General features: G+C 73.4%; 22 protein-coding genes and 1 pseudogene. 20 read left to right on the forward strand and 3 right to left on the reverse strand.

Annotation, left to right across the window (positions count from 1 at the left end; genetic code table 11):
* The first annotated feature begins 60 nt into the window (after positions 1–60).
* The 13 genes and pseudogenes from BMY61_RS12340 to BMY61_RS12395 all read left to right on the forward strand — a co-directional run bounded on the left by BMY61_RS12340 (position 61) and on the right by BMY61_RS12395 (position 14,576).
* Positions 61–960, forward strand: coding sequence for an ABC transporter ATP-binding protein (locus BMY61_RS12340; RefSeq protein WP_042451807.1), 900 nt, complete (start codon positions 61–63; stop codon positions 958–960).
* A 38-nt stretch (positions 961–998) separates the two neighbouring features.
* The gene (locus BMY61_RS12345) at positions 999–1,760 is read left to right on the forward strand and encodes an ABC transporter permease (protein ID WP_052438985.1); all 762 of its coding nucleotides are present in this window, start codon (positions 999–1,001) and stop codon (positions 1,758–1,760) included.
* A gap of 38 nt (positions 1,761–1,798) precedes the next feature.
* Positions 1,799–3,031 (forward strand): sensor histidine kinase, encoded by a 1,233-nt coding sequence (locus BMY61_RS12350; RefSeq protein ID WP_042451808.1) that lies wholly within the window; start codon positions 1,799–1,801, stop codon positions 3,029–3,031.
* Positions 3,028–3,669 carry a response regulator gene (locus tag BMY61_RS12355; protein WP_042451810.1) on the forward strand — a complete coding sequence of 214 codons (642 nt, stop codon included), beginning with the start codon at positions 3,028–3,030 and terminating at the stop codon, positions 3,667–3,669. The genes BMY61_RS12350 and BMY61_RS12355 overlap by 4 nt, the downstream gene beginning before the upstream one ends.
* 234 nt (positions 3,670–3,903) lie before the next feature.
* Positions 3,904–5,772 carry a glutamine--fructose-6-phosphate transaminase (isomerizing) gene (gene glmS / locus BMY61_RS12360; protein WP_075003868.1) on the forward strand — a complete coding sequence of 623 codons (1,869 nt, stop codon included), beginning with the start codon at positions 3,904–3,906 and terminating at the stop codon, positions 5,770–5,772.
* Between the two features lie 72 nt (positions 5,773–5,844).
* A complete protein-coding gene (locus BMY61_RS12365) occupies positions 5,845–6,213 on the forward strand; it encodes a holo-ACP synthase (RefSeq protein WP_042451812.1) in 369 nt (122 codons plus the stop codon).
* Positions 6,214–6,228: 15 nt separating this feature from the next.
* Entirely contained in the window at positions 6,229–7,797 is a 1,569-nt protein-coding gene (locus BMY61_RS12370) for a bifunctional ADP-dependent NAD(P)H-hydrate dehydratase/NAD(P)H-hydrate epimerase (RefSeq protein ID WP_075003869.1), read from the forward strand.
* Positions 7,798–8,008: 211 nt separating this feature from the next.
* Positions 8,009–8,380: pseudogene (locus BMY61_RS47550) on the forward strand (L,D-transpeptidase); the annotation flags it as partial.
* 92 nt (positions 8,381–8,472) lie between these two features.
* Positions 8,473–9,648: an alanine racemase gene (gene alr / locus BMY61_RS12380; protein ID WP_042451815.1), complete on the forward strand. Its 1,176-nt coding sequence runs from the start codon at positions 8,473–8,475 to the stop codon at positions 9,646–9,648.
* A gap of 689 nt (positions 9,649–10,337) precedes the next feature.
* On the forward strand, positions 10,338–11,507 hold the full coding sequence (locus BMY61_RS47060; protein ID WP_244904209.1) for an alpha/beta fold hydrolase: 1,170 nt from the start codon (positions 10,338–10,340) through the stop codon (positions 11,505–11,507).
* Between the two features lie 38 nt (positions 11,508–11,545).
* Positions 11,546–12,079: a tRNA (adenosine(37)-N6)-threonylcarbamoyltransferase complex ATPase subunit type 1 TsaE gene (tsaE, locus tag BMY61_RS12390; RefSeq protein WP_042451819.1), complete on the forward strand. Its 534-nt coding sequence runs from the start codon at positions 11,546–11,548 to the stop codon at positions 12,077–12,079.
* Positions 12,080–12,215: 136 nt separating this feature from the next.
* Complete coding sequence (locus tag BMY61_RS46075; protein ID WP_161791295.1) at positions 12,216–12,380, forward strand: hypothetical protein; 165 nt, start codon at positions 12,216–12,218, stop codon at positions 12,378–12,380.
* 222 nt (positions 12,381–12,602) lie between these two features.
* The gene (locus BMY61_RS12395; RefSeq protein WP_042451820.1) at positions 12,603–14,576 is read left to right on the forward strand and encodes a S53 family peptidase; all 1,974 of its coding nucleotides are present in this window, start codon (positions 12,603–12,605) and stop codon (positions 14,574–14,576) included.
* Positions 14,577–14,649: 73 nt separating this feature from the next.
* On the opposite strand, the gene BMY61_RS12400 is transcribed toward BMY61_RS12395, so the two are convergent.
* The gene (locus BMY61_RS12400; protein ID WP_042451822.1) at positions 14,650–15,222 is read right to left on the reverse strand and encodes a hypothetical protein; all 573 of its coding nucleotides are present in this window, start codon (positions 15,220–15,222) and stop codon (positions 14,650–14,652) included.
* 346 nt (positions 15,223–15,568) lie between these two features.
* On the opposite strand from BMY61_RS12400, the gene tsaB reads away from it, so the two are divergent.
* From tsaB to BMY61_RS12420, 4 genes are read left to right on the forward strand one after another with little or no spacing between them, the layout of a single operon-like run.
* On the forward strand, positions 15,569–16,255 hold the full coding sequence (gene tsaB, locus BMY61_RS12405) for a tRNA (adenosine(37)-N6)-threonylcarbamoyltransferase complex dimerization subunit type 1 TsaB (protein WP_042451824.1): 687 nt from the start codon (positions 15,569–15,571) through the stop codon (positions 16,253–16,255).
* On the forward strand, positions 16,252–16,779 hold the full coding sequence (gene rimI / locus BMY61_RS12410; RefSeq protein ID WP_042451826.1) for a ribosomal protein S18-alanine N-acetyltransferase: 528 nt from the start codon (positions 16,252–16,254) through the stop codon (positions 16,777–16,779). Before tsaB ends, rimI begins: the two co-directional genes overlap by 4 nt.
* Entirely contained in the window at positions 16,769–17,845 is a 1,077-nt protein-coding gene (gene tsaD / locus BMY61_RS12415; RefSeq protein WP_042451827.1) for a tRNA (adenosine(37)-N6)-threonylcarbamoyltransferase complex transferase subunit TsaD, read from the forward strand. The genes rimI and tsaD overlap by 11 nt, the downstream gene beginning before the upstream one ends.
* Before the next feature lie 20 nt (positions 17,846–17,865).
* On the forward strand, positions 17,866–18,723 hold the full coding sequence (locus tag BMY61_RS12420) for a polysaccharide deacetylase family protein (protein WP_042451828.1): 858 nt from the start codon (positions 17,866–17,868) through the stop codon (positions 18,721–18,723).
* A gap of 4 nt (positions 18,724–18,727) precedes the next feature.
* Here the strand turns inward: BMY61_RS12420 and BMY61_RS12425 are convergent, their stop codons facing one another.
* Positions 18,728–19,894 (reverse strand): class I SAM-dependent methyltransferase, encoded by a 1,167-nt coding sequence (locus tag BMY61_RS12425; RefSeq protein ID WP_236656203.1) that lies wholly within the window; start codon positions 19,892–19,894, stop codon positions 18,728–18,730.
* A gap of 218 nt (positions 19,895–20,112) precedes the next feature.
* Between BMY61_RS12425 and groES the strand changes: the two genes are divergently transcribed.
* Both groES and groL read left to right on the forward strand, forming a co-directional pair.
* Positions 20,113–20,421, forward strand: coding sequence for a co-chaperone GroES (groES, locus tag BMY61_RS12430; protein WP_042451831.1), 309 nt, complete (start codon positions 20,113–20,115; stop codon positions 20,419–20,421).
* A gap of 108 nt (positions 20,422–20,529) precedes the next feature.
* The gene (gene groL / locus BMY61_RS12435) at positions 20,530–22,164 is read left to right on the forward strand and encodes a chaperonin GroEL (protein WP_042451833.1); all 1,635 of its coding nucleotides are present in this window, start codon (positions 20,530–20,532) and stop codon (positions 22,162–22,164) included.
* Between the two features lie 66 nt (positions 22,165–22,230).
* Here the strand turns inward: groL and BMY61_RS12440 are convergent, their stop codons facing one another.
* Positions 22,231–22,884: an MOSC domain-containing protein gene (locus BMY61_RS12440; RefSeq protein ID WP_042451835.1), complete on the reverse strand. Its 654-nt coding sequence runs from the start codon at positions 22,882–22,884 to the stop codon at positions 22,231–22,233.
* 173 nt (positions 22,885–23,057) lie between these two features.
* Between BMY61_RS12440 and BMY61_RS12445 the strand changes: the two genes are divergently transcribed.
* The gene (locus tag BMY61_RS12445) at positions 23,058–23,945 is read left to right on the forward strand and encodes a LysR family transcriptional regulator (RefSeq protein WP_042451837.1); all 888 of its coding nucleotides are present in this window, start codon (positions 23,058–23,060) and stop codon (positions 23,943–23,945) included.
* The last annotated feature ends 4 nt before the right edge of the window (positions 23,946–23,949 follow it).

Raw genomic sequence — 23,949 nt, forward strand, 5'->3', positions numbered from 1 at the left:
GGGGAGCACCCCTCGCGCGGGAGCGTGGAGGCAGTCGGATCGACGAGGGGAGCGAGGACCATGGCGGTCATCGAGGTGGAGCAGCTGCACAAGCGCTACGGGGACGAGGTGGCCGTCGCCGACGTCTCCTTCGAGGTCGAGCAGGGCGAGATCTTCGGGGTGCTGGGACCGAACGGCGCCGGCAAGACGACGACGGTCGAGTGCCTGGCCGGGCTGCGCACCCCCGACGGCGGGCGCGTCCGGGTCCTCGGTCTCGACCCGGCGCGCGAGCGCGACGCGCTGCGGCAGGTGCTCGGCGTGCAGCTCCAGCACAGCGGTCTGCCCGACCGGCTGAGGGCGCGTGAGGCGCTGGAGCTGTACGCCTCCTTCTACCGCCGGCCCGCCGACGTCCCCGCCCTGCTGGACCGGCTCGGCCTGACGGAGAAGGCCGGCACCGCCTACAAGAAGCTCTCCGGCGGTCAGCAGCAGCGCCTCGCGATCGCGCTGGCGATGGTCGGCAGCCCGCGCGTGGTCGTGCTGGACGAGCTGACGACGGGTCTGGACCCGCACGCCCGCCGCGCCACCTGGGAGCTGGTGGAGCAGCTCCGCGACACGGGGGTGACGGTGCTGCTGGTCACGCACTTCATGGAGGAGGCCGAGCGGCTCTGCGACCGCGTCGCGCTGATCGACGCCGGACGGGTCGTGGCCGTGGACACCCCGGCCGGGCTCGCCGCGCGGGCCGGACAGCGGCAGCGCTTGCGGTTCCGCCCCTCGGCGCCGCTGGACGTCGAGGCGCTGCGCGCGCTGCCGGAGGTCACCGCGGTGTCCCGGCACGGCTCGCTGGTCGAGGTGGAGGGCACCGGCAACCTCGTCCACGCCGTCACCTCGTTGCTGGCCCGGCGGCAGATCATCGCCGGCGACCTGCGGGTCGAACAGGCCAGCCTCGACGACGCGTTCGTCTCGCTCACCGGTAACCGCTGAACCTCTGCCCCGCTCGCATCCCGTCAGGAGTGATGACCATGACCACCGTTGCTCTTCCCGCCGCCCCGATGACCCGCAAGGGGTTCACCACCCTCACCGCCGTCCAGGCCAGGCTGCTGCTGCGCGAGCCCGCCGCGCTGGCCTGGCTGGCCGTGCCCGTCGTGGTGGTGCTGGTGCTCGGCAGCATCCCCGGCTTCCGCACCCCGCAGGCCGCCCTCGGCGGGCAGCGGGTGATCGACGTCTACGTCCCCACCTGCGCGGCGATGGTGCCGCTCTTCCTCGCGCTCACCGCGCTGCCGGTGACGTTCGCCTCCTACCGGGAGAAGGCGGTGCTGCGTCGGCTCTCCGTCAGCCCCGTGCCCGCGGCCGGCGTGCTCGGCGCGCTGGTCACCGTGATCGCGGCGCTGGCCGCGGTCGGGGTGCTGACCGTCGTGGCGATCGGCGCGCTCGTCTTCGACGTCAAGGCCCCCGCGCACCCGGCCGCGGCGCTCGCGGGGTTCGTGCTGGGCGGTGCGGCCGTGCTGGCGCTCGGCCTGGTGGTGGCGGCGCGGGCGCGGACGGCGGGTGCCGCGAGCGGGCTCGGGGTGCCGCTGATGGTGCTGAACTTCTTCGCCGCCGGCCTCTACGTCCCCGTCGCCGAGCTGCCGCAGACCCTGCAGCGCGTCTGCGAGTTCGTCCCGTTCGGCGCGGTGACGGCGATCTGGTCGGGCCACGGCCCGCTCTGGCAGCACCTGCTGGTGCTGGCCGGCTGGACCGTTGCGGGCGGCCTGGCGGCGGTGCGCTTCTTCCGGTGGGAGTAGGAGGAGGGTCGGTGGGAGCGAGCGGGGAGGATGGGGTCGTGACCACCGACGCTGCCGCGCAGCAGACCCGCCAGGAGCGGATCCTGCACCTGGTTCCCTATGCCGGGCTCGCCCTGGCCGTGCCGCTGGCGCTGGCGACCGGCCCGGTGACCGCGCCGCGCCTGGCGGCCGTGCCGGCCCTGGCGGTCCTCGCCGCCGTCTGGCAGTTCCTGATGCACGTCCCGCAGGCCGAGCGGGAGGCGCACCGCACCAAGGCCGTCGTCTTCTACGGCGGCCTGCTGGTCCTCACCGGCCTGCTGGTGACGCTCAGCCCGTTCTTCGGCTTCTTCGGCTTCACCTGCTACCTCCAGGTCGGCCTGCTGCCGCGACGGCTCTGGCTGCCCGCGGTCGTGCTGACCGCCGCGCTGATGGCGACGACGCAGGTCGGCGGTGTGCCGATGCTGGCGCACGGGATGCTCGTGCCCTACCTCGGGCTGCTGGTCGTCAACGTCCTGATCGCCGGCACCATCACCTACCAGGCCCTGGACGAGGACCAGCGCAGCCGGGCCAGGGCCGCGCTCATCGAGGAGCTGGCCGAGGCCAACGCGAAGCTCCGGGAGGCGCTGGAGGAGAACACCGGTCTGCACGCGCAGCTCGTCGCGCAGGCCCGCGAGGCCGGGGTGCTGGACGAGCGGCAGCGGATGGCGGGCGAGATCCACGACACCATCGCGCAGGGCCTGACCGGCGTCGTCACCCAGCTGGAGGCCGCCGCGCACGCCGACCACGACCCGGAGCGGCGGGCCCGGCACCGCGACCTCGCGCACCGACTGGCCCGGGAGAGCCTGGCGGAGGCCCGCCGCTCGGTGCAGGCGCTCCGTCCCGGGCCGCTCGCCCAGGCCCATCTGCCGGAGGCGGTGCAGGAGCTGGCGGAGCGCTGGTCGCAGACCACGGGCGTGCCGGTACGGGTCGAGGTCACCGGCAACCCGGCGCCGCTGCTGCCGGCCGTGGAGGTGGTGCTGTTCCGCGCGGCACAGGAGGGGCTGGCCAACATCGCCAAGCACGCGGCGGCGAGCCGCGCCGGGCTCACCCTCTCCTACACCGACGAGCTCGTCCTGCTCGACGTCGTCGACGACGGCGCGGGCTTCCCCGCCGGGAGCGTGGGCGTACAGAGCTACGGACTGGAGGCGATGCGGCAGCGGCTGCGGCAGATCGGCGGGGCGCTGGAGGTCGAGTCCGAGCCGGGGGAAGGCACCGCGTTGAGCGTCCAGGTGCCCGCCCTGTGGGGACAATGACGGATGTGACCATACGTCTGCTCATCGTCGACGACCATCCGATCGTGCGGGACGGCCTGCGCGGCATCTTCGCCCAGGATCCGGACTTCGAGGTGGTCGGGGAGGCCTCCGACGGCGCCGAGGCCGTCGAGCGGGCCCTCGCCCTCACCCCCGACGTGGTGCTGCTGGACCTGCGGATGCCGGGGGTGGGCGGTGTGGAGGCGATCCGGCGGCTGCGCGAACGCGCGCCGCAGGTGCGGGTCCTGGTGGTCACCACCTACGACAGCGACGCCGACGTGCTGCCTGCGATCGAGGCGGGCGCGACGGGGTACCTGCTCAAGGACGCCCCGCGCGAGGAGCTGGTCCGGGCCGTCCGCGCGGCCCACCAGGGTCAGGCGGTCCTCGCGCCGACCGTCGCGCAGAAGCTGCTGGGTGCCGTCCGCGCCCCGCAGCCGGCGCCCACGGCGCTGCTGACCGACCGCGAGCTGGACATCCTTCGGCTGGTGGCGGCGGGAACCAGCAACAAGGAGGCCGCGAAGCGGCTCTTCATCAGCGAGGCGACGGTCAAGACGCACCTCCTGCACCTGTACGGCAAGCTCGGCGTCCGGGACCGCGCCGCCGCCGTGGCCGCCGGCTACCAGCGCGGGCTGCTCGGCTGACCCTCCTCCCCGGAGGGCTGCGCGTCGTGGTGGCCGTAGAGGAGGACGGTGGGCGGTCCGAGGCGGACGAGGTCGGCCGGGAGGCCGTCCGTCAGCGCTCGACGGTGGCCTCGAACATCTGCTCCCCTTTCACATGGCTTGTCCGATATGCACCTTATAAAGCTGTGAGCCTCGTCGCACTTTCGGTCCAGGAGCGGAGGCGGCGCCTCCGCGAGGGGGCCTTAAGCTGGGGCGATGTGCGGAATCGTTGGATACGTGGGCGAGCAGCCCGCCCTGGACGTCGTCCTGTCCGGGCTGCGGCGTCTTGAGTACCGGGGATACGACTCGGCCGGTGTGGCCGTGCAGACCCCCGAAGGCGACCTCGCGGTCGCGAAGAAGGCCGGAAAGCTCGCCAATCTCGAGGCGCTGCTCACCGAGACCCCCCTGGCTGAGGGCACAGTCGGGATAGGTCACACCCGGTGGGCCACCCACGGCGGTCCGACCGACGCCAACGCCCACCCCCACGTGGGTGGCGCGGGCAAGGTCGCCGTCGTGCACAACGGCATCATCGAGAACTTCGCGCGGCTGCGTCTGGAGCTGACCGAGCGCGGCCACGTGCTCCTCTCCGAGACCGACACCGAGGTCGTGGCGCACCTGCTGGCCGAGGCGGTGGACGCGCAGCGGGCAGGCGGCGCGGATCTCGACCTCGCCGAGGCGATGCGCAGCGTCTGCCGCCAGCTGGAGGGCGCCTTCACCCTCGTCGCCACCCACGCCGACGCCACCGGCGTCGTCGTCGCCGCGCGCCGCAACTCGCCGCTGGTCGTCGGCGTCGGAAAGGGCGAGAACTTCCTCGCCTCCGACGTGGCCGCCTTCATCGCGCACACCCGCGACGCCATCGAGCTGGGTCAGGACCAGGTCGTCGAGCTGCGCCGCGAGGGCGTCACCATCACCGACTTCCACGGCAAGCCCGGCGAGTTCCGCGAGTACCACGTGGACTGGGACGCCTCGGCCGCCGAGAAGGGCGGCTACGACTACTTCATGCTCAAGGAGATCGCCGAGCAGCCGAAGGCCGTCGCCGACACCCTCCTCGGCCGCATCGGCACCGACGGCCGGCTCACCCTCGACGAGCTGCGCATCGACGACTCCGTGCTGCGCGAGATCGACAAGGTCGTCATCGTCGCCTGTGGCACCGCGTTCCACGCCGGCATGATCGCCAAGTACGCGATCGAGCACTGGACCCGCGTCCCCTGCGAGGTCGAGGTCGCCTCGGAGTTCCGCTACCGCGACCCGATCCTGGACGCGCAGACCCTGGTCATCGCGATCTCCCAGTCCGGCGAGACCATGGACACCCTGATGGCGCTGCGTCACGCGCGCGAGCAGGGCGCCAAGGTGCTGGCCATCTGCAACACCAACGGCTCCACCATCCCGCGCGAGTCCGACGCCGTGCTCTACACGCACGCCGGTCCCGAGGTCGCCGTCGCCTCCACCAAGGCGTTCCTGACCCAGCTGGTCGCCTGCTACCTGGTCGCCCTGTACCTGGGTCAGGTCCGCGGCACCAAGTGGGGCGACGAGATCGTCGAGATCATCCACCAGCTCGCCGACGCCCCGCGCCAGGTCGAGCAGGTGCTGGAGACCATGGAGCCGGTCCGCGAGCTGGCCCGCTCGCTGGCCGACGCCAAGTCGGTCCTCTTCCTCGGCCGCCACGTGGGCTTCCCGGTGGCGCTGGAGGGCGCGCTCAAGCTCAAGGAGCTCGCCTACATGCACGCCGAGGGCTTCGCCGCCGGTGAGCTGAAGCACGGCCCGATCGCGCTGATCGAGGAGGGCCTGCCGGTCGTCGTGGTCGTCCCGTCGCCGCGCGGCCGCTCGGTCCTGCACGACAAGATCGTCTCCAACATCCAGGAGATCCGCGCGCGCGGCGCCCGCACGCTCGTGATCGCCGAGGAGGGCGACGAGGCGGTCGTGCCCTACGCCGACCACCTGGTCCGCATCCCGCAGACGCCGACGCTGCTGCAGCCGCTGGTCGCGACCGTCCCGCTGCAGGTCTTCGCCTGCGAGCTGGCCACGGCCAAGGGCCACGAGGTCGACCAGCCGCGCAACCTGGCCAAGTCGGTGACGGTCGAGTAGACCGCCCCTGACAGAGTGGGGTCCGGACGCACCGCGCGTCCGGACCCTTCGTCGTTCTACGGGAGCCTCGCAATGATCATCGGAGTCGGCATCGACGTCGCGGAGATCAGCCGCTTCGAGGCGGCACTGGAGCGCACCCCCGCGATGGCCGACCGCCTCTTCACGGCGGACGAGCTGCTGCTCCCCAGCGGTGAACGGCGCGGCATCGCCTCGCTGGCGGCGCGGTTCGCCGCGAAGGAGGCCGTGGCCAAGGCGCTGGGCGCCCCCGGCAACCTGGAGTGGACCGACGCCGAGGTGCGCACCGAGTCCACCGGCCGTCCGGTGCTCACCGTGCGCGGCACCGTCGCGGAGTGCGCCGCGCGGCTGGGCGTGAAGACGTGGCATCTCTCCCTCAGCCACGACGCGGGCGTAGCGTCGGCGGTGGTGATCGCCGAGGGGTGAGGAGCGGAGTCGACCATGCGTCGAGCACATGCGGTGGAGTGGGTCCGGGCGGCCGAGGGCGAGCTGATCGCCCGTCTGCCCGAGGGCACGCTGATGCAACGGGCGGCGGCGGGCCTCGCGGCCACCTGCGCGGAGCTGCTGCGTGAGGGGGTGCCCGGCCGCGTCTACGCGAGCCGGGTGCTGGTGCTGGCGGGCAGCGGTGACAACGGCGGCGACGCGCTGTACGCGGGCGCGCGGCTGGCGCGCCGGGGCGCCCGGGTGCGGGCGGCGCTGCTGGCGCCCGCCCGCGTGCACGCGGGCGGGCTCGCCGCGCTCCTGGCAGCGGGCGGCCGGGTGACCGACGACCTCGCCGAGGCCGAACGGGCCGACCTGGTCCTCGACGGCATCGTCGGCATCGGCGGCCGCGGCCCGCTGCGGGACACGGCCCTCCCGTGGGTCGACGCCGCCGGGCGTGGCGCAGCCACCGTCGTCGCGGTGGACCTGCCCAGCGGCGTCGACCCGGACTCCGGCGCCGTCCCGGGCGCGGCGGTCCACGCGGACGTGACGGTCACTTTCGGCACCCACAAGCCGGGCCTGCTGGTCGACCCGGGCGCGTCGTACGCGGGCGTGGTCCGGCCGGTCGACATCGGCCTGGGGGAGGTGCGGGGGGCGGGCGCCGACGGCGAGGCCCTGTCCACCGGCGCCTCCGGCGCGGCGGGTCGGAGCCTGCGAGGCGCGGACACGACCCCCCTTCTCCTCGACGGGCACGTCGTCGAAGCGCTGCAGCAGGAGGACGTCGCGGCGCTGCTGCCCGCGCCGGACGCGGAGAGCGACAAGTACCGGCGCGGCGTCGTCGGGATCGCCGCGGGGTCCGCGCGCTACCCCGGGGCGGCGGTGCTGGCCGTCGGGGCGGCGCTGCACGGTGGGGTCGGCGCGGTGCGGTACGCGGGCGCGGCGGCACGGGAGGTGGTGCGGGCCCATCCCGAGGCGCTGGTCGGGGAGGGCGGACCGAAGGACGCCGGACGGGTGCAGGCGTGGGTCGTCGGCCCCGGACTCTCCCAGGACGCGGAGGCGGAGCGCGCGGTCGAGGAGGCGCTGGACGCGGGCGTCCCGGTGCTGGTCGACGCGGACGGGCTGCGCCTGCTGGCGCGGCGCGGCGCCGCACCGGCGGACGCCCTGCTCACCCCGCACGCCGGGGAGGCGGTCGCGCTGCTCGCCGGGATCGGCGTCACGGCCACGAGCGCCCAGGTCGAGGCCGAGCGACTGCGTTTCGCCCGGGAGCTCGCCCGCGGCTACGGCTGCACGGTGCTGCTCAAGGGCAGCACCACGGTCGTCACCGGCCCGCACGGTCCTGCCCGGGTCAACCCCACCGGCACCGCGCAGCTGGCCACCGCCGGCAGCGGGGACGTCCTCTCCGGTCTCGCGGGTGCCCTGCTGGCGGCCGGGCTCACCCCCCTCGACGCCGGCTCGGTGGCCGCCTACCTCCACGGTCTCGCCGGCCGCCTCGCCTCGGGGGGCGACGTGCCCGTGGCGGCAGGCGCGATCACCGCGGCGCTGCCGGAGGCCTGGCGTCGGTCCTGTCACTCCGGTGGTGCAACCGGCTGACCACTGCAACCATTCGCCCTCAGAGGTGGTCCTCACAGGCGAGGCCACTTTGGGTATCCGCCGTCGGCGGGAAGGCAGGGGCGAATTGAAGCGTTTGAGGGCGCGGGTGACGGCTGTCGCGCTGGCGACGGCCGCGTTGCTCGGTGGGGTGGGCGCCGTGGGTGCGGGGCAGGCGGACGCGGCGGCGCAGGCGCGCTGGTCACCGACGCACTGCCTGACCAACGTGGGCCGGGTGGCCTGCGTGGACCTGACCCACCAGAGGTTCTGGATCCAGGACGGCAGCAAGATCATCTACGGCCCGGTCAGGGTCCGCACCGGCCGAGCCGGTTACGTGACCCGCGACGGGCTCTTCCACATCTACAGCCGCCAGCGCAACCACTGGTCCACGCTGTACAACGTCGAGATGCCGTACAGCCAGTTCTTCAGCGGCGGTGAGGCCCTGCACGCGGTCTTCATCCCGATCTCGACGCCGCCGGGCTCGCACGGCTGCGTCAACATGACGATGCACGACGCCGCGGCCGCCTGGAACCTGCTGAAGCTCGGCTCCCCGGTCGACGTCTTCGGCCGCAAGCCCGGCACCTGATCCCGGTCGAACATCCCCGCGCACGACGCGCACGCTGTGGCGCCCGTCACGTTTGGGCGGGCGCCCTCGTGCTTCTGGGAGACTGTCATCCGATGGACACTGCACAGCGAGCCGAAGCCCTGATCGACCTGGCGGCGCTGCGCGGCAACCTTGCCGCGCTGCGCGAGCGCACCCGGCGCACGGGGTCGGCCCAGATCATGTCCGTGGTCAAGGCGGACGCCTACGGCCACGGCGCGGTGCCGTGCGCCCGCGCGGCGCTCGCCGCGGGCGTGCGCTGGCTCGGCACGGCCACGCCGGAGGAGGCCCTCGCGCTGCGCGCCGCCGGGATCGCGCTCGAGCAGGCCCGCGTGCTGTGCTGGCTGTGGACGCCCGGCAGCCCCTGGCGCGACGCCGTCGCGCAGGACCTCGACATCTCCGTCAGCGGCCTGTGGGCGTTGCCGCACGTGCTGGACGCGGTGCGCGCCGTCGGCCGTCCCGCCCGCGTGCAGCTGAAGGCCGACACCGGCCTGGGCCGCAACGGCGCCCAGCCCGCCGACTGGCCGGAGCTCGTCGCCGCCGCGCGCGCCGCCGAGCGGGACGGCCTGATCGCCGTCACCGGCGTCTGGTCACACTTCGCCTGCGCGGACGAGCCCGGACACCCCTCCATCGCCGCCCAGCTGGACGTCTTCCGCGAGGCCCTGGCTGTCGCCGAGGCCGCCGGGCTGCGCCCGGAGGTGCGGCACATCGCCAACTCCCCGGCGACGCTCACGCTCCCGGAGTCGCACTTCGACCTGGTCCGCACCGGGCTCGCCCAGTACGGGCTCTCGCCCGTCCCGGAGGTCGGCTCGCCCGCCGACTTCGGCCTGCGGCCGGTGATGACGCTCCAGGCGCGCGTCGCCAACGTCAAGCGCGTCCCGGCCGAACACGGCGTCTCCTACGGGCACACCTACACCACCCCCGGCGAGACCACGCTCGCCCTGGTCCCGATCGGCTACGCGGACGGCATCCCGCGCCACGCCAGCGGCACCGGCCCGCTCCGGCTCGCCGACAAGTGGCACACCGTCGCCGGGCGCGTGGCGATGGACCAGTTCGTCGTCGACCTCGGCGGCGACTCGGCCGAGGTCGGGGACCTCGCGGTGCTGTTCGGCCCCGGCGACCGCGGCGAGCCCACGGCCGAGGACTGGGCCCGTGCCGCCGGGACGATCTCGTACGAGATCGTCACCCGCATCGGCGCGCGGGTGCCGCGCAGGTATGTGGGGGAGCAGGCGAGCGTGGGTGAGCACGACTGATGGCCGAGGAGGGGGGCTCCGGGCTCGTCGCGGGCGCGGGCGAGGTGGTGCGCCAGGTCCGTGACGCGGCCGGGTCCGTCGTCGGCGACGTCGCCGCGGGCCGCTGGAGCCGCGCCGGGATCGTCGGGGTCTCCCTCGGTGTCGTCGCCGCGGGCGCGGCGGCCGGTGTCGCCATCGAGCGCCTCTCCGTCGGCCGCGAGATGCGCCGCCGCGCCGAGGCCGAACTCGACGCGGCCGCCGCCTTCGGCTCCCTGCGCGGCACCCCGCTCCACCTCCCGGCCCCCGACGGCACCGACCTCTACGTCGAACTCGACGGCACGGGCTGGGCCGGTACGGAAGCCACCATCGCCCGCGAGGCCGCTGCGCGGGCAGCAGCCGGACCTGACTCCGACGCCGGCGCTCCGCGCGGCGGCGTGGCCGGCCCGGAGGCCCAGACCCCCGACGGCTCCGCCGGGCGGGCCACGCCACCCGAGATCGACGCCCCCTCCCCGCGCTCCACGCGCGGGGGCGCGGCCGGGCAGGGCCCGTCGGCCGGGCTGGCCGCAGCCCGCGCCTCGCGCACGGACGCAGCCGGTCCGCAGGCGCCGGCTCCCGGCGGCTCCGCCGGGCGGGCCACGCCACCCGAGATCGACGCCCCCTCCCCGCGCTCCACGCGCGGGGGCGCGGCCGGGCAGGGCCCGGCGGCCGGGCTGGCCGCAGCCCGCGCCTCGCGCACGGACGCGGCCGGTCCGCAGGCTCCGGCTCCCGGCGGCTCCGCCGGGCGGGCCACCGCCCCCGAGATCGACGGCACCTCCGTGCGTGCGGACGCCGCGCCGAACGGCAGGAGGCAGGGCCGCCTGCGCGGGTGGCTCGGTCGGCGCCGCGGCGGCGGGGAGCCGCAGCCGGGGCCGCTCGGCGGGGTGCTGTCCGGGGTCGGGACGTGGCTCGGCATGCCGCCGACCCCGCCGTTGACGGTGGTGTTCGTGCACGGGTACTGCCTGAACCAGGACAGCTGGCACTTCCAGCGCGAGGCGTTCCGGGACGGCCTGCGGCTGGTCTTCTACGACCAGCGCAGCCACGGCCGCTCCGAGCGCTCCCGCAGCCACCTCGCCGGGGAGCCCGCCTCCATCGACCAGCTGGGCGGCGACCTGGGCGCCGTCATCGACGCCGTCGCGCCGACCGGGCCGCTGGTGCTGGTCGGACACTCGATGGGCGGCATGACCGTGATGGCGCTCGCCGACCAGCGGCCCGAGCTCTTCGCCGAGCGGGTCGCCGGCGTCGCGCTGCTCGGTACCACCGCGGGGAACTGGCGCGACGTCACGCTCGGCCTGCCCGGCATAGGAGCGAAGGTGTTCCACCGGGTCGGCCCCGGGGTCATCAAGGCGCTGGGCCGTCAGGCGGGGCTGGTCGAGCGCGGCAGACGCCTCAGCAGCGACCTGACCGCCGCCGTCTACCACCGCTTCTCCTTCGGCACCGACGACGTCGACCCGGCCCGCGCCCGCTTCGCGCAGCAACTGCTGGAGTCGACGCCCGTCGACGTCGTCGCCGAGTTCTTCCCGGCCTTCCCGGCCCACGACAAGACCGCCGCGCTGGCGGTCCTGCAGGAGCTGCCGACGCTCGTGCTGGCGGGGGACAAGGACCTGCTCACGCCGCCCACGCACAGCGAGGCGATCGCCGAGCGGCTGCCCGACGCCGAGCTGGAGATACTGGCCGACACCGGGCACCTGCTCATGCTGGAGCGTCCGGAGCAGGTCAACGCCCGCCTGGCCGGCCTGCTGGAGCGTGCCGCCGCGTTCTGCGGCGCCGCCCTGCCGCCGTCCGTCCACGCGCTCGCCTCGCCCGCCGAACCCGTCGCGCCCGCCGACGCCCGACACGCCTGAACCCTCACGCACAGCACCACGGAAGGACCCCGAACGTCATGGGCAACGCCGTCACCCTCACCGTCCCGGACCCGGCCGCGATGCAGGAGCTGGGTCGTACGCTCGCCACCGTGCTCCGGCCGGGCGACCTGGTGCTGCTCTCCGGCGAGCTGGGCGCCGGCAAGACGACGCTGACGCGGGGTCTGGGCGAGGGCCTGGGCGTGCGCGGCGCGGTCACCTCGCCGACCTTCGTGATCGCCCGGGTGCACCCCTCGCTGGTCGGCGGGCCGGCGCTGGTCCATGTGGACGCCTACCGGCTCGGCGGGGGCCTGGACCAGATGGAGGACCTGGACCTCGACGTGTCGCTGCCGGATTCGGTGGTCGTGGTCGAGTGGGGTGAGGGCAAGGTCGAGGGGCTGTCGGAGTCGCGGCTCGAGGTGCGCATCGACCGGACCCTGGGCGGCGAGGAGGAGCTCTCGTTGGACCAGGACCTCGACCCGGACGTGCCGGACGAGCGCAGGGTGACCCTGGACGGCATCGGGCCGCGCTGGGCGGCGGCCGACCTGGGCACGCTGGCGGCGGCCCGCGCCTGAGCGGGCGCGTCCTGCCGGGTGTCACCGCACGTCCGGCCGCCTCGCAGGGGTGAGGCCCACCGGTCGGCGGTTGTGTTCCCGACGCGGTGTCGGGAAGATGGCCCCAGCCAGCGCCGACACCCCTCGGGGAGACCGCATGCCCGGCACGACCCCTTCCGTCCGTCACGTCGCCGATGTCCGGGATGTTCCCGCCCGGTGCGAGGCGGCCGCCCAGCAGCAGGTCCCCGCGCCCGAGGTGACGGTGGCCCGACTGCTCGCCTGCCAGGCCTCCGTCGCGGCCGTTTCCCGGCCACCCGAGTGACTTGGCGTCACTTTTCTTTTAGAGCCCAGGATCACGGTAAAGGGATTTGTCGACCCGGGGCCGAAGCATTGCCGTTCGTAAAATCTCGCCTTGTCACCACGCGAGTCGGTAACACACCACCTCGCACTCTTGACCGATCATTCATTCCCCGGTTCGATTCCCTCTATCACCACAGGGGGATCGTGAAGCCCACTGTTCATGCGGCCCGGGGAGGGGCGTTTGATGCACATCAGGGGAGTCAATCGGCGAGCAGGCGTGGCACTGGCAGCGACACTGCCGTTGCTTGCCGCTGCCGTCGCCGTGGGAGCGCCCGCCGTCGCTGCGTCGCCCTCGGGGCACGTTGTCGCAGGCGGTAAGCCGGCGTGGACCGCGGCAGCTGTCGACCGCGGCCAGACCGCGGCGCACAACTCCGTCACCGCACGCGTTTATGTGATGGGGGATCAGGCCGGGCTGCAGGCGTTCGCCGCCGCGGCGTCCGACCCGAGCAACGCCGCCTACGGGCACTACCTGAGCCCCGCTCAGGTCAAGCAGCGCTACGGGGCCACCAAGGCCCAGATCGACCGGATCGTCACCTGGCTCAAGGGTGCCGGTCTGCGCACGTCCGTCGACCCGGCCGGCAACTACGTCTCCGTCACCGGTGACGTGTCCACCGTCCAGGCCGCCTTCAGCGTCAAGCTGCACGACTACGCCGTGTCGGGCCACGTCTACCGCGCCCCGGCCACCTCGCCGGTCGTGCCGGCCGACATCGCGTCGGACATCGTCGCCATCACCGGCCTGGACAACAAGCCGACGCAGGCGACGCACGACGACACGCTGCCCGGCCCGGGCGCCGCGTTCGTCAACGCCGGTCCGTTCTCGTCGTACTACGGCCAGAACCTGGCCAAGTCCCTGCCGAAGGCGTACGGCAGGACCGTCCCGTACACCGTCAAGGGCTACAACGGCCACCAGCTGCGTGACGCCTACGGCGCCACCGCCAGCGGCCGGACCGGCAAGGGCGTCACCGTCGCCATCGTCGACGCGTACGACTCGCCGACCATCAAGTCGGACATCGCCACCTACGCCCACCGCAACGGCGACGCGCCGTACAAGGCGGGCCAGTTCAAGCAGATCGACGCGGCCACCTGGACCAACACCGGTGACCCGTCCCAGGCCAACCCCAACGGCTGCGGCGCGTCGGGCTGGTACGGCGAGCAGACGCTCGACATCGAGGCGGTCCACGCGGTCGCCCCGGCGGCGGACATCCGCTACGTCGGTGCCGCGTCCTGCCAGGACAGCGACCTGATCAACGCGCTGAGCTACATCGTCGACCACCGCACGGCCACCATCGTCTCCGACTCCTGGGGCGAGCCGGAGCTGGGCAGCGACGCGGCCAACGACGCGGTCTACGACAACATCTTCCTGCGCGGTGCGGCCGAGGGCATCGGTTTCTACTTCTCCTCCGGTGACAACGGCGACGAGGTCGCCAACACCGGCACGAAGCAGAGCGACTCGCCGGCCTCCCTGCCGTACGTGACGGCCGTCGGCGGTACCTCGCTGGCTGTCGGCAAGCACGGCAACTACGAGTTCGAGACGGGCTGGGGCACCGGCAAGTCCACCCTGTCCACCGACGGCAAGAGCTGGGTCGGCTTCCCCGGCGCCTACCACGGCGGCGCGGGCGGCGGCACCAGCGCGCGCACCACGCAGCCCTGGTACCAGCACGGCATCGTGCCGGCGGCGCTGTCGCACGCGAACGGCACCAAGGCCGCGATGCGCGTCGTGCCGGACGTGGCGGCCGTCGCCGACCCGAACACCGGCTTCCTGGTCGGCCAGACCCAGACCTGGCCGAACGGCACCGTCAAGTACGGTGAGTACCGCATCGGCGGCACCAGCCTGGCCTCCCCGGTCTTCGCGGCCATCCAGGCGCTGGCGCAGCAGGAGCAGGGCTTCCCGCTCGGCTTCGCCAACCCGGCGATCTACGCCCGCCACGGTCTGCTCCACGACGTGACCGACCACCCGTTCGGCCCGAAGGTCGGCCTGGCGGTCGCCCGCGTGGACTTCGCGAACGGCGTCGACGCGAGCAACGGCCTCGCGGTCTCGCTCCGCACCCTGGGTCAGGACTCCTCGCTCGCGGCCACCAAGGGCTACGACGACGTGACCGGTGTCGGCTCGCCGACGCTGTCCTACATCGAGTCGTACAACTGGCACCACTTCCGGTGACCTGAGCACCACGTAACGGACGGGCCCCTCACGCCGACGGCGTGAGGGGCCCGTTCCGTTGTCCCTCGGCGGCTCACGCCACGACGACGACCTTGGTGTCGAACGGCGCGAAGGCGAACAGCGCCTGTCCGTCGGCGACGGTCTCGCGGATGCCGCCGGTCTTCCTGGCCGGGTCCGGGGCGGGCGTGGAGCCGTCGACCGCCGCGCTGAAGCCGATGAAGAGGCCCCCGCGGGTGGTGAAGCGGACGATGTTCTCGACCTTCTTGCCGTCCGAGCCGGTGGCCGGGCCGGCCTCGGTGCTCATCACCGCGTAACTGCCCGGCGCCGGGTCGAGCGTGCCGGGCTGGACGGTGAACGTGCGCGTCGCGCCCGACTGGGCCGGGTCGACCAGCCACACCCGCTTCTGGCCGACCGAGTACACCACGCGCTTGCCGCTGCCCGAGTCCTTCGGCACGGCGACCGGCTTGTCGGGGGTCGCCTTCGTGCCCGGCTTGCTGCTGGCGGAGACGGCCGGCGCCTTGCCGCCCGCACCGGACGCGGTCGTCGTCGACGCGGAGCTCTTGGCCTGCACGGCGAGCATGGCCACGACGGCGAGCGCGCCGGCGGTCAGCGCGGTGACGACCGAGCCCGAACCGAGTTTCGCCACGGGGATCCTCCAACGACAGCGGCAAGCAGTGGCCTAAGCCTCTCATCCTTCCACCTGCCCGCGGCGACAAGCAGGGCGGCACCGGCCCGGAGCGGGACACCAGAGGGTCCGGCAGCGAGGGGCCGGCGTCGCGACGCCCGGACTCTCCCCCAGCCTTCGGCCGGGGGTGCCCCTGGCCGGGTTGTCCTCAGTCGCCGATGCTCCGCACGGACTCTCCCCCAGCCTTCGGCCGGGAGGTGCCCCTCTCGTCCGCCCCGCCCAGACTCGGCCCGCTGTGAACACCAGCCGCTCCGCGGCGGGCGCTCCTCCCCCGGCCCCCCGCTGCCGGACCCTCTAACCTGGGACCGTGCTTCTGCTTGCGTTCGACACCGCCACGCCCGCCGTCACGGCCGCCGTCCTCGACACCGGGACCGGTGAGGTCCTCGCGTCCGCCGACCAGATCGACGCCCGACGCCACGGCGAACTGCTGCTGCCGACGATCGACGCGGTGCTGAGGGAGGCCGGCGTCGCCAAGGAGCGGGTCGGCGGCATCGCCGTCGGCGTCGGTCCCGGCCCCTACACCGGCCTGCGGGTGGGCCTCGCCACCGCCGCCGCCCTCGGGCACGCGCTTGGCATCCCCGTGCACGGCGTCTGCACCCTCGACGGCATCGCCCGCGCCGCCCGTGACACCGGCGCCGTCAGCGGCCCGTTCGTGGTCGCGACCGACGCCCGCCGCAAGGAGGTCTACTGGGCCCGCTACGACGCCGACGGCGTCCGCGTCGAGGGCCCCGCCGTGGACCGCCCGGCCGACATCGCCGAGAAGGTCGCGGGGCTGCCCTCCGTCGGGGCCGGGGCGCTGCTCTACCCGGAGACATTCCCCGGCGCGGTGCAGGACGGCCCGGCCCACCAGTCCGCCGCCGCGCTCGCCGCCTTCGCCGCCGACGCCGTCGCGGCCGGGACCTCCGCCGAGCTGCCCTCTCCGAGTACGCCGCTGTACCTGCGCCGCCCCGACGCCGAGGTGCCGAAGAACTACAAGACGGTGCTGCCCGCATGACGACCTCGCTCGAACCGCGCACGGCGACGCTCCGCGAGATGCGCTGGTGGGACATCGAGCCGGTGCTGGAGCTGGAGCGCGAGCTCTTCCCCGAGGACGCCTGGTCGGCGGGGATGTTCTGGTCCGAGCTCGCCGACGCCCGGCACGCCCGCGCCACCCGCTGGTACACGGTCGCCGAGGACGCGGACGGCCGCCTCGTCGGGTACGCGGGCCTGATGGCGATCTCCGGTGAGGGCGACGTGCAGACCATCGCCGTGGCCGAGGACCAGTGGGGCACCGGCCTCGGCGCACGGCTGCTGCAGCGCCTGCTCGACCAGGCCGAGTCGGCCCGCTGCACCGAACTGCTGCTGGAGGTGCGCGTCGACAACGACCGCGCGCAGCGTCTCTACACGCGCTTCGGCTTCGAGCCGGTGGGCTTCCGCCGCAACTACTACCAACCGTCCGGCGTCGACGCCCTGGTGATGCGCCGCCTGATGGCCGACGGTCCGACGACAGATGAGGGAAGCACTGACGATGGCCGCTGACGAACCGCTGGTCCTCGGGATCGAGACCTCCTGCGACGAGACCGGCGTCGGCATCGTCCGGGGCACCACCCTGCTCGCCGACGCCGTCGCCTCCAGTGTCGAGGAGCACGGCCGCTTCGGCGGCGTCGTGCCCGAGATCGCCAGCCGCGCGCACCTGGAGGCCATGGTGCCGACCGTGCAGCGGGCGCTGGACGAGGCCGGGATCAAGGCGAGCGACCTCGACGGCATCGCCGTCACCGCCGGGCCCGGCCTCGCGGGCGCGCTGCTGGTCGGCGTCAGCGCCGCCAAGGCCTACGCGTACGCGCTCGGCAAGCCCCTCTACGGCGTCAACCACCTTGCCTCGCACATCTGCGTCGACCAGCTGGAGCACGGCCGACTGCCCTCGCCGACGATGGCGCTGCTGGTCTCCGGCGGCCACTCCTCGCTGCTGTTCACCGAGGACATCACCAGCGAGGTCCGCTCGCTCGGCGCCACCATCGACGACGCGGCCGGCGAGGCCTTCGACAAGGTCGCCCGCCTGCTCAACCTGGGCTTCCCCGGCGGCCCGGTGATCGACCGCTACGCCCGCGAGGGCGACCCGGCCGCCATCGCCTTCCCCCGCGGGCTGTCCGGCGCCAAGGACCCCGCCTACGACTTCTCCTTCTCGGGCCTGAAGACCGCCGTCTCGCGCTGGGTCGAGGCCAAGCGCCGGGCCGGCGAGGAGGTGCCGGTCCGCGACGTCTCCGCCTCGTTCCAGGAGGCCGTCGTCGACGTGCTGACCCGCAAGGCCGTCCGCGCCTGCAAGGACGAGGGCGTCGACCACCTGATGATCGGCGGCGGCGTCGCCGCCAACTCCCGGCTGCGGGCGATGGCCCAGGAGCGCTGCGACCGCGCGGGCATCACCCTGCGTGTCCCGCGTCCGAAGCTCTGCACCGACAACGGCGCGATGGTCGCCGCGCTCGGCGCGGAGATGGTCCGGCGCGACCGGGCCCCCTCGGCGTTCGATCTCTCGGCGGACTCTTCCCTTCCCGTAACCGAGACGCACGTTCCGGCGTCTCATGATGAGTTGCACCGTCTGTCCGAGTAGAGAGCACCAGGTTCGTAGAAATGAAGAAGTGGCTCGGCGCGGTGACCGCGCTCGGGATGGCCCTGACCGTCGCGGCCTGCGGAAGCGGGTCGGGTGCCAAGGCCGCGCCGCAGCCGACGGGCGTCCCCACCGAGACGGCCTCACCGCTCGGCGACGGCACGTCCAACGACTCCGTCCCCGCGGCCCTGTGGGCCAAGTGGGGCCTCAAGCCGCTGCTCCCCGCGCCCGCGCCGCCGGCGGACAAGCCGGTCAAGCTGTCGGCGACGGGCAAGGTGCCGGTGATCTCGCACATCCCGACCACCGACAAGGTCGTCTTCATCACCCTCGACGACGGCGCCGAGAAGGACCCGCGCTTCGTGAAGCTGATGGAGGATCTGAAGATCCCCGTCACGATGTTCCTGACCAAGGACATCATCAAGAACGACTACGGCTACTTCAAGCCGCTCCAGGCGCTCGGCAACCGCATCGAGAACCACACCGTCAGCCACCCGCCGATGAACACCATCTCGCTCGCGGCGCAGAAGCAGCAGGTCTGCGAGGACCAGAAGACGCTGACCTCCGTCTACGGCACCGCGCCCTACCTGTTCCGCCCGCCCTACGGCGCGGGCGCGTACACCGGCAGCCTCAACACCGCCGTCCAGGCGTGCGGCCCGCGCGCGATCATCCTGTGGAAGGAGACGATGCAGATCACGGGCTTCCAGTACCAGGCGGCGGACAGGAAGCTGCGCCCCGGCGACATCATCCTCGCCCACTTCCGCGGGCCCTCCGAGCTCAAGGGCGAGTCCATGGTGGCGATGTTCGTCAACATGGTGAAGCGGATCGAGGAGCAGGGCTTCAGCGTGGCCCGGCTCGAGGACTACATCGCTCCGCCGGCCTGACCCTTCAGGCGGGCCGACCCACCAGCATCACGGGTGCACCGGCGGCCCGGGTCAACACCACGACCGCCGAGTTCACCCCCTCCGGCTTGATCTTCTTGCGCAGCTCCTCCGGCTCGATCGCGGAGCCGCGCTTCTTGATGACCAGGGTCCCGATGCCGCGCTCGCGGACCAGCGCCTTGAGCTTCTTCAGGTTGAACGGCAGCGTGTCGGTGATCTCGTAGGCGGTGGCCCAGGGAGTGGGCGTCAGCTGGTCCGTCGTCAGGTACGCGATGGTCGGGTCGATGAGGGTGGCCTCCAGCTCGGCGGCCACCTCGGCGACCAGGTGCGCGCGGATCACGGCGCCGTCCGGCTCGTAGAGGTAGCGCCGGACCGGCCCCGGCTCCGGGTCCGGCAGCCGACCGCCCGTCAGACTGGCCCCGGCGGGCAGCAGCGTCGCCCGGTGCGGCTCGGCGGCCTTCGTGCCGAACCAGATCGCCGCCTCCTTCACGTCCCCGGCCTCCGACACCCACTCCGCCTCGGCGTCCTCGGGGACGGCCTCGTGCGGGATGCCCGGGGCCACCTTGATGGCACCCACGGAGGCCTTGCGGGCGGCCTGTACGGCCCAGCTGAGCGGCGGGGCGTAGGCCTCCGGGTCGAAGATGCGGCCGCGCCCGCCACGGCGCGCAGGGTCCACGAAGACGGCGTCGCAGCCGGTCGTGTCGACCTCCGCGACGTCCGCGCAGCGGGCCTCGATCAGGTCGGCCAGGCCCAGCGCCTCGGCATTGGCCTGCGCGACGGCGTGGGTGACCGGGTCCAGGTCCACCGCCAGCACCCTGATCCCGGCCCGGGCCAGCGCGATCGCATCCCCGCCGATGCCCGAGCAGAGGTCCGCGACGGAGGTGACCCCGAGCGCCCTCATCCGCTGCGCCCGCCACTCGGCCACGTTGCGGCGGGTGGACTGCTCGACGCCGTTGGGCGTGAACCACATCCGGGCCGCGTCCGCGCCGAACTTCGGCTCCGCCCGGCTGCGCAGCCGCGCCTGCGCGAGCGCGGCGGAGACCAGCTCCGCCGGGTGCGTCCGCCGCAGCCGCGTGGCCAGCGCCAACTCGTCGCCGGGGGAGTAGTCCCGCAGCTCGGCCAGCAGGTCCTGGCCCTCGGGCGTCAGCAGGGCGTGGAGGTCTTCGGTGCGCACGGGACCATTGTGACGGGGCCCCGCCGTCGAAACACATGGGCGACGCGTTGGCACTCTGGTTGACCGAGTGCTAACCGCCGCCTACAGTCGTCGTTGGCACTCTCCACACGAGAGCGCTAAGCGTGAGACGGTACGTCCGGCACCGCGACGACGGGCATGCCATGTCTTCACGCCCCAAGACATGTGTACCCCGGATCTCCGAAGGGGGAGGTCGGATCGTGACGACCACCAGCTCCAAGGTTGCCATCAAGCCGCTCGAGGACCGCATTGTGGTCCAGCCGCTCGACGCCGAGCAGACCACCGCCTCTGGCCTGGTCATCCCGGACACCGCGAAGGAGAAGCCCCAGGAGGGCGTCGTCCTCGCGATCGGTCCGGGCCGCTTCGAGGACGGCCAGCGTCTTCCGCTGGATGTCGCCGTCGGCGACGTCGTCCTCTACAGCAAGTACGGCGGCACCGAGGTCAAGTACCAGGGCCAGGAGTACCTGGTCCTCTCGGCCCGTGACGTGCTCGCGGTCATCGAGAAGTAAGACCTGACCAGCTGACCGCTCCGGCGGCCAAGGCATAGTCGTGACCCGCCCCGGCACTCCGTACCACGGGGTCCGGGGCGCGGTCGTTTCGAGAGGGAAACCCCAGGCATGGCCAAGATCCTGCAGTTCGACGAGGACGCCCGCCGCTCGCTGGAGCGCGGTGTCAACAAGCTGGCCGACACCGTCAAGGTGACGATCGGCCCCAAGGGCCGCAATGTCGTCATCGACAAGAAGTTCGGTGCGCCGACCATCACCAACGACGGTGTCACCATCGCCCGCGAGGTCGAGCTGGACGACCCGTACGAGAACCTTGGCGCGCAGCTCGTCAAGGAGGTCGCCACCAAGACCAACGACATCGCGGGTGACGGCACCACCACCGCGACCGTCCTGGCCCAGGCGCTCGTCAACGAGGGTCTGCGCAACGTCACCGCGGGCGCCGGTCCGGCCGCCCTCAAGCGCGGCATCGACGCAGCCGTCAAGGCCGTCTCCGCGCACCTGCTCTCCGTCGCCCGCGAGGTCGAGGGCAAGGAGGACATCGCCGCCGTCGCCGCGCTGTCCGCGCAGGACCAGACCGTCGGCGAGCTCATCGCCGAGGCCATGGACAAGGTGGGCAAGGACGGTGTCATCACCGTCGAGGAGTCCAACACCTTCGGCCTGGAGCTCGAGTTCACCGAGGGCATGCAGTTCGACAAGGGTTACCTGTCGCCCTACATGACCACGGACCAGGAGCGCATGGAGGCCGTGCTCGAGGACCCGTACATCCTCGTCCACCAGGGCAAGATCTCCTCGATCCAGGACCTGCTCCCGCTGCTGGAGAAGATCCTCCAGGGTGGTGCCTCCAAGCCGCTGCTGATCATCGCCGAGGACGTCGAGGGCGAGGCGCTCTCCACCCTCGTCGTCAACAAGATCCGTGGCACCTTCAACGCCGTCGCCGTCAAGGCCCCCGGCTTCGGTGACCGCCGCAAGGCCATGCTGGGCGACATCGCCACGCTGACCGGCGCCACCGTCATCGCCGAGGAGGTCGGCCTCAAGCTCGACCAGGCCGGCCTGGACGTGCTCGGCACCGCCCGTCGCGTGACCGTCTCCAAGGACGACACCACGATCGTCGACGGCGCCGGCTCCTCCGAGGAGGTCGCCGGTCGCGTCGCCCAGATCAAGGGCGAGATCGAGGGCACCGACTCCGACTGGGACCGCGAGAAGCTGCAGGAGCGCCTGGCCAAGCTGGCCGGCGGCGTCTGCGTCATCAAGGTCGGCGCGGCCACCGAGGTCGAGCTCAAGGAGAAGAAGCACCGTCTCGAGGACGCCATCTCGGCGACCCGCGCCGCGGTCGAGGAGGGCATCGTCGCCGGCGGTGGCGCCTCCCTGGTCCACGCGCAGAAGGTGCTCGACGGCGGCCTCGGCCTGGCCGGCGACGAGGCCGTGGGTGTCGCGGTGGTCCGCCGCGCCCTGGTCGAGCCGCTGCGCTGGATCGCCCAGAACGCGGGCCTCGAGGGCTACGTCATCACCACCAAGGTGGCCGAGCTCGGCGACGTCCGCGAGGGCTACAACGCCGCCACCGGCGAGTACGGCGACCTGGTCAAGGCCGGCGTCATCGACCCGGTCAAGGTGACCCGCTCCGCGCTGGAGAACGCCGCGTCCATCGCCTCCCTGCTGCTCACGACCGAGACCCTGGTCGTCGAGAAGAAGGAGGAGGAGCCGGCCGCGGCCGGTCACTCCCACGGTGGCCACGGCCACTCGCACTGACGCTGCCTGATCGCGTCGATCACGCGGAAGCCCGGCCCCCCTCGGGGGTGCCGGGCTTCCGGCGTCTCAGACCCCCAACCGCTTCGCGGCCGACTCGCGGTGCCCCTCGGCCAGGCCGGGCAGATCCAGCATCAGGGGGAGCACCTCCGGCGCACGGGAGTGCAGCGCGCGGAAGACGTCCGCCGAGCTGACGCCGTGCTCCGGCGTGTGCACCACGGTGATCGCGTCGCCCGAGCGGATCACGCCGGGCGTGAGCACCCGCAGGTATGCGCCGGGGCGCGCGCGGTCCGTGAACGTCCTGACCCAACGCTCCTGCTCCATCCAGCCGGCGAAGGTCCGGCACGGGATGCGGGTCGCGCTCACCTCCAGCAGCAGCGTCTCGCCGATCCGCCAGCGCTCCCCGATGACCGCGTCGGAGACGGCGAGCCCGGTGGTGGTCAGGTTCTCCCCGAACACCCCGTCCGGCAGCGCGCGGCCGAGCTCCTCGGCCCACACGTCCAGCTCCTCGCGGGCGTACGCGTACACGGCCTGGTCCACCCCGCCGTGGTGCCGCACGTCGCAGATCGCGTCCCCGGCCAGGCCGCTGACGCCCTTGCGCTCGGTCGGCGCGGTGACCTCGACGGGGCCGTCCACGGGCTTCTTCCCGATGGCGGTGACGCCGGGATCGGAGTACTCGGTCGGCTCCGGCCGCCCGACGTTGACGGAGATCAGGGTTCCCATGGCAGACAAGGCTAAGTCGCACCCTCCAGGAGGCACAGCCTCCAGGGGCGCGAGGCGCTACCTGTGCGGCTCCGCCGCGTGGGCGCGACAATCCCCCGGCCGAAGGCCGGGGGAGGGTTCCTCGCGCGGTTCCTCGCGCCCCTGAGGTCGTGCGACGTCCCTAAGCTGGCCCCGTGATCGAGGCCAGACATCTCCGCGTGCTGCGCGCCGTGGAACGCCAGGGCAGCTTCTCCGCCGCCGCGCGCGAGCTCGGGCTGACCCAGCCCGCGATCAGCCAGCAGATGAAGGCACTGGAGCGCTCCCTCGGCACCCCGCTCGTGGTCCGCGTCGGGCGCGGCGTCGCGCTGAGCGAGGCCGGCCGCGTGCTCGCCGAGCACGCCGCGGGCGTGCTCGCGGGGCTCGCCGCCGCGGAGGACGCCGTCGCGGGGATCGCGGGGCTGCGGACGGGCCGGGTGCGACTGGTCTCGTTCCCGACCGCGAGCGCCACGCTCGTGCCCGCCGCGGTGGCCGCGCTGCGCGTGGAGGCGCCGGGGGTGCAGGTGTCGCTGACCGAGGCCGAGCCGCCGGCCTCCGTCGGGATGCTGCGGGCCGTCGAGTGCGAGCTCGTCCTCGCCTTCCGCTACCCGTCCGCCGAGCCGGAGGACTGGAGCGATCTGGCCGTGACGCGGCTGCGCCGGGACCCGCTGGTGGCGCTTCTCCCGGCCGACCACCCGCTCGCGGGGGAACCGGAGCTCGGCGACCTCGCCGCGCTGCAGGCGGACCCGTGGATCGCCGGATGCCCGCAGTGCCGGGGGCACCTGGTGGACCTGTGCGAGGCCGCGGGCTTCACGCCGCGGATCGACTTCGCGACCGACGACTACCCGGCCGTCCTGGGGCTGGTCGCCGCGGGACTGGGCGTGGCCGTGCTGCCGCGGCTCGCCCTCGCGGCCACGCGGACGGACGGGGTCGCCGTCGTCCCGCTGGCCGCGGAGGTGGCCCGGGAGATCGTCGCGCTGACACTGCCGGACCTGGGACGGGTTCCGGCAGTGGCGCTGATGGTGGAGAAGCTCAAGGGCCTGTAGACGA

It is taken from the genome of Streptacidiphilus jiangxiensis (assembly GCF_900109465.1).
GTDB classification, from domain to species: Bacteria; Actinomycetota; Actinomycetes; order Streptomycetales; family Streptomycetaceae; genus Streptacidiphilus; species Streptacidiphilus jiangxiensis.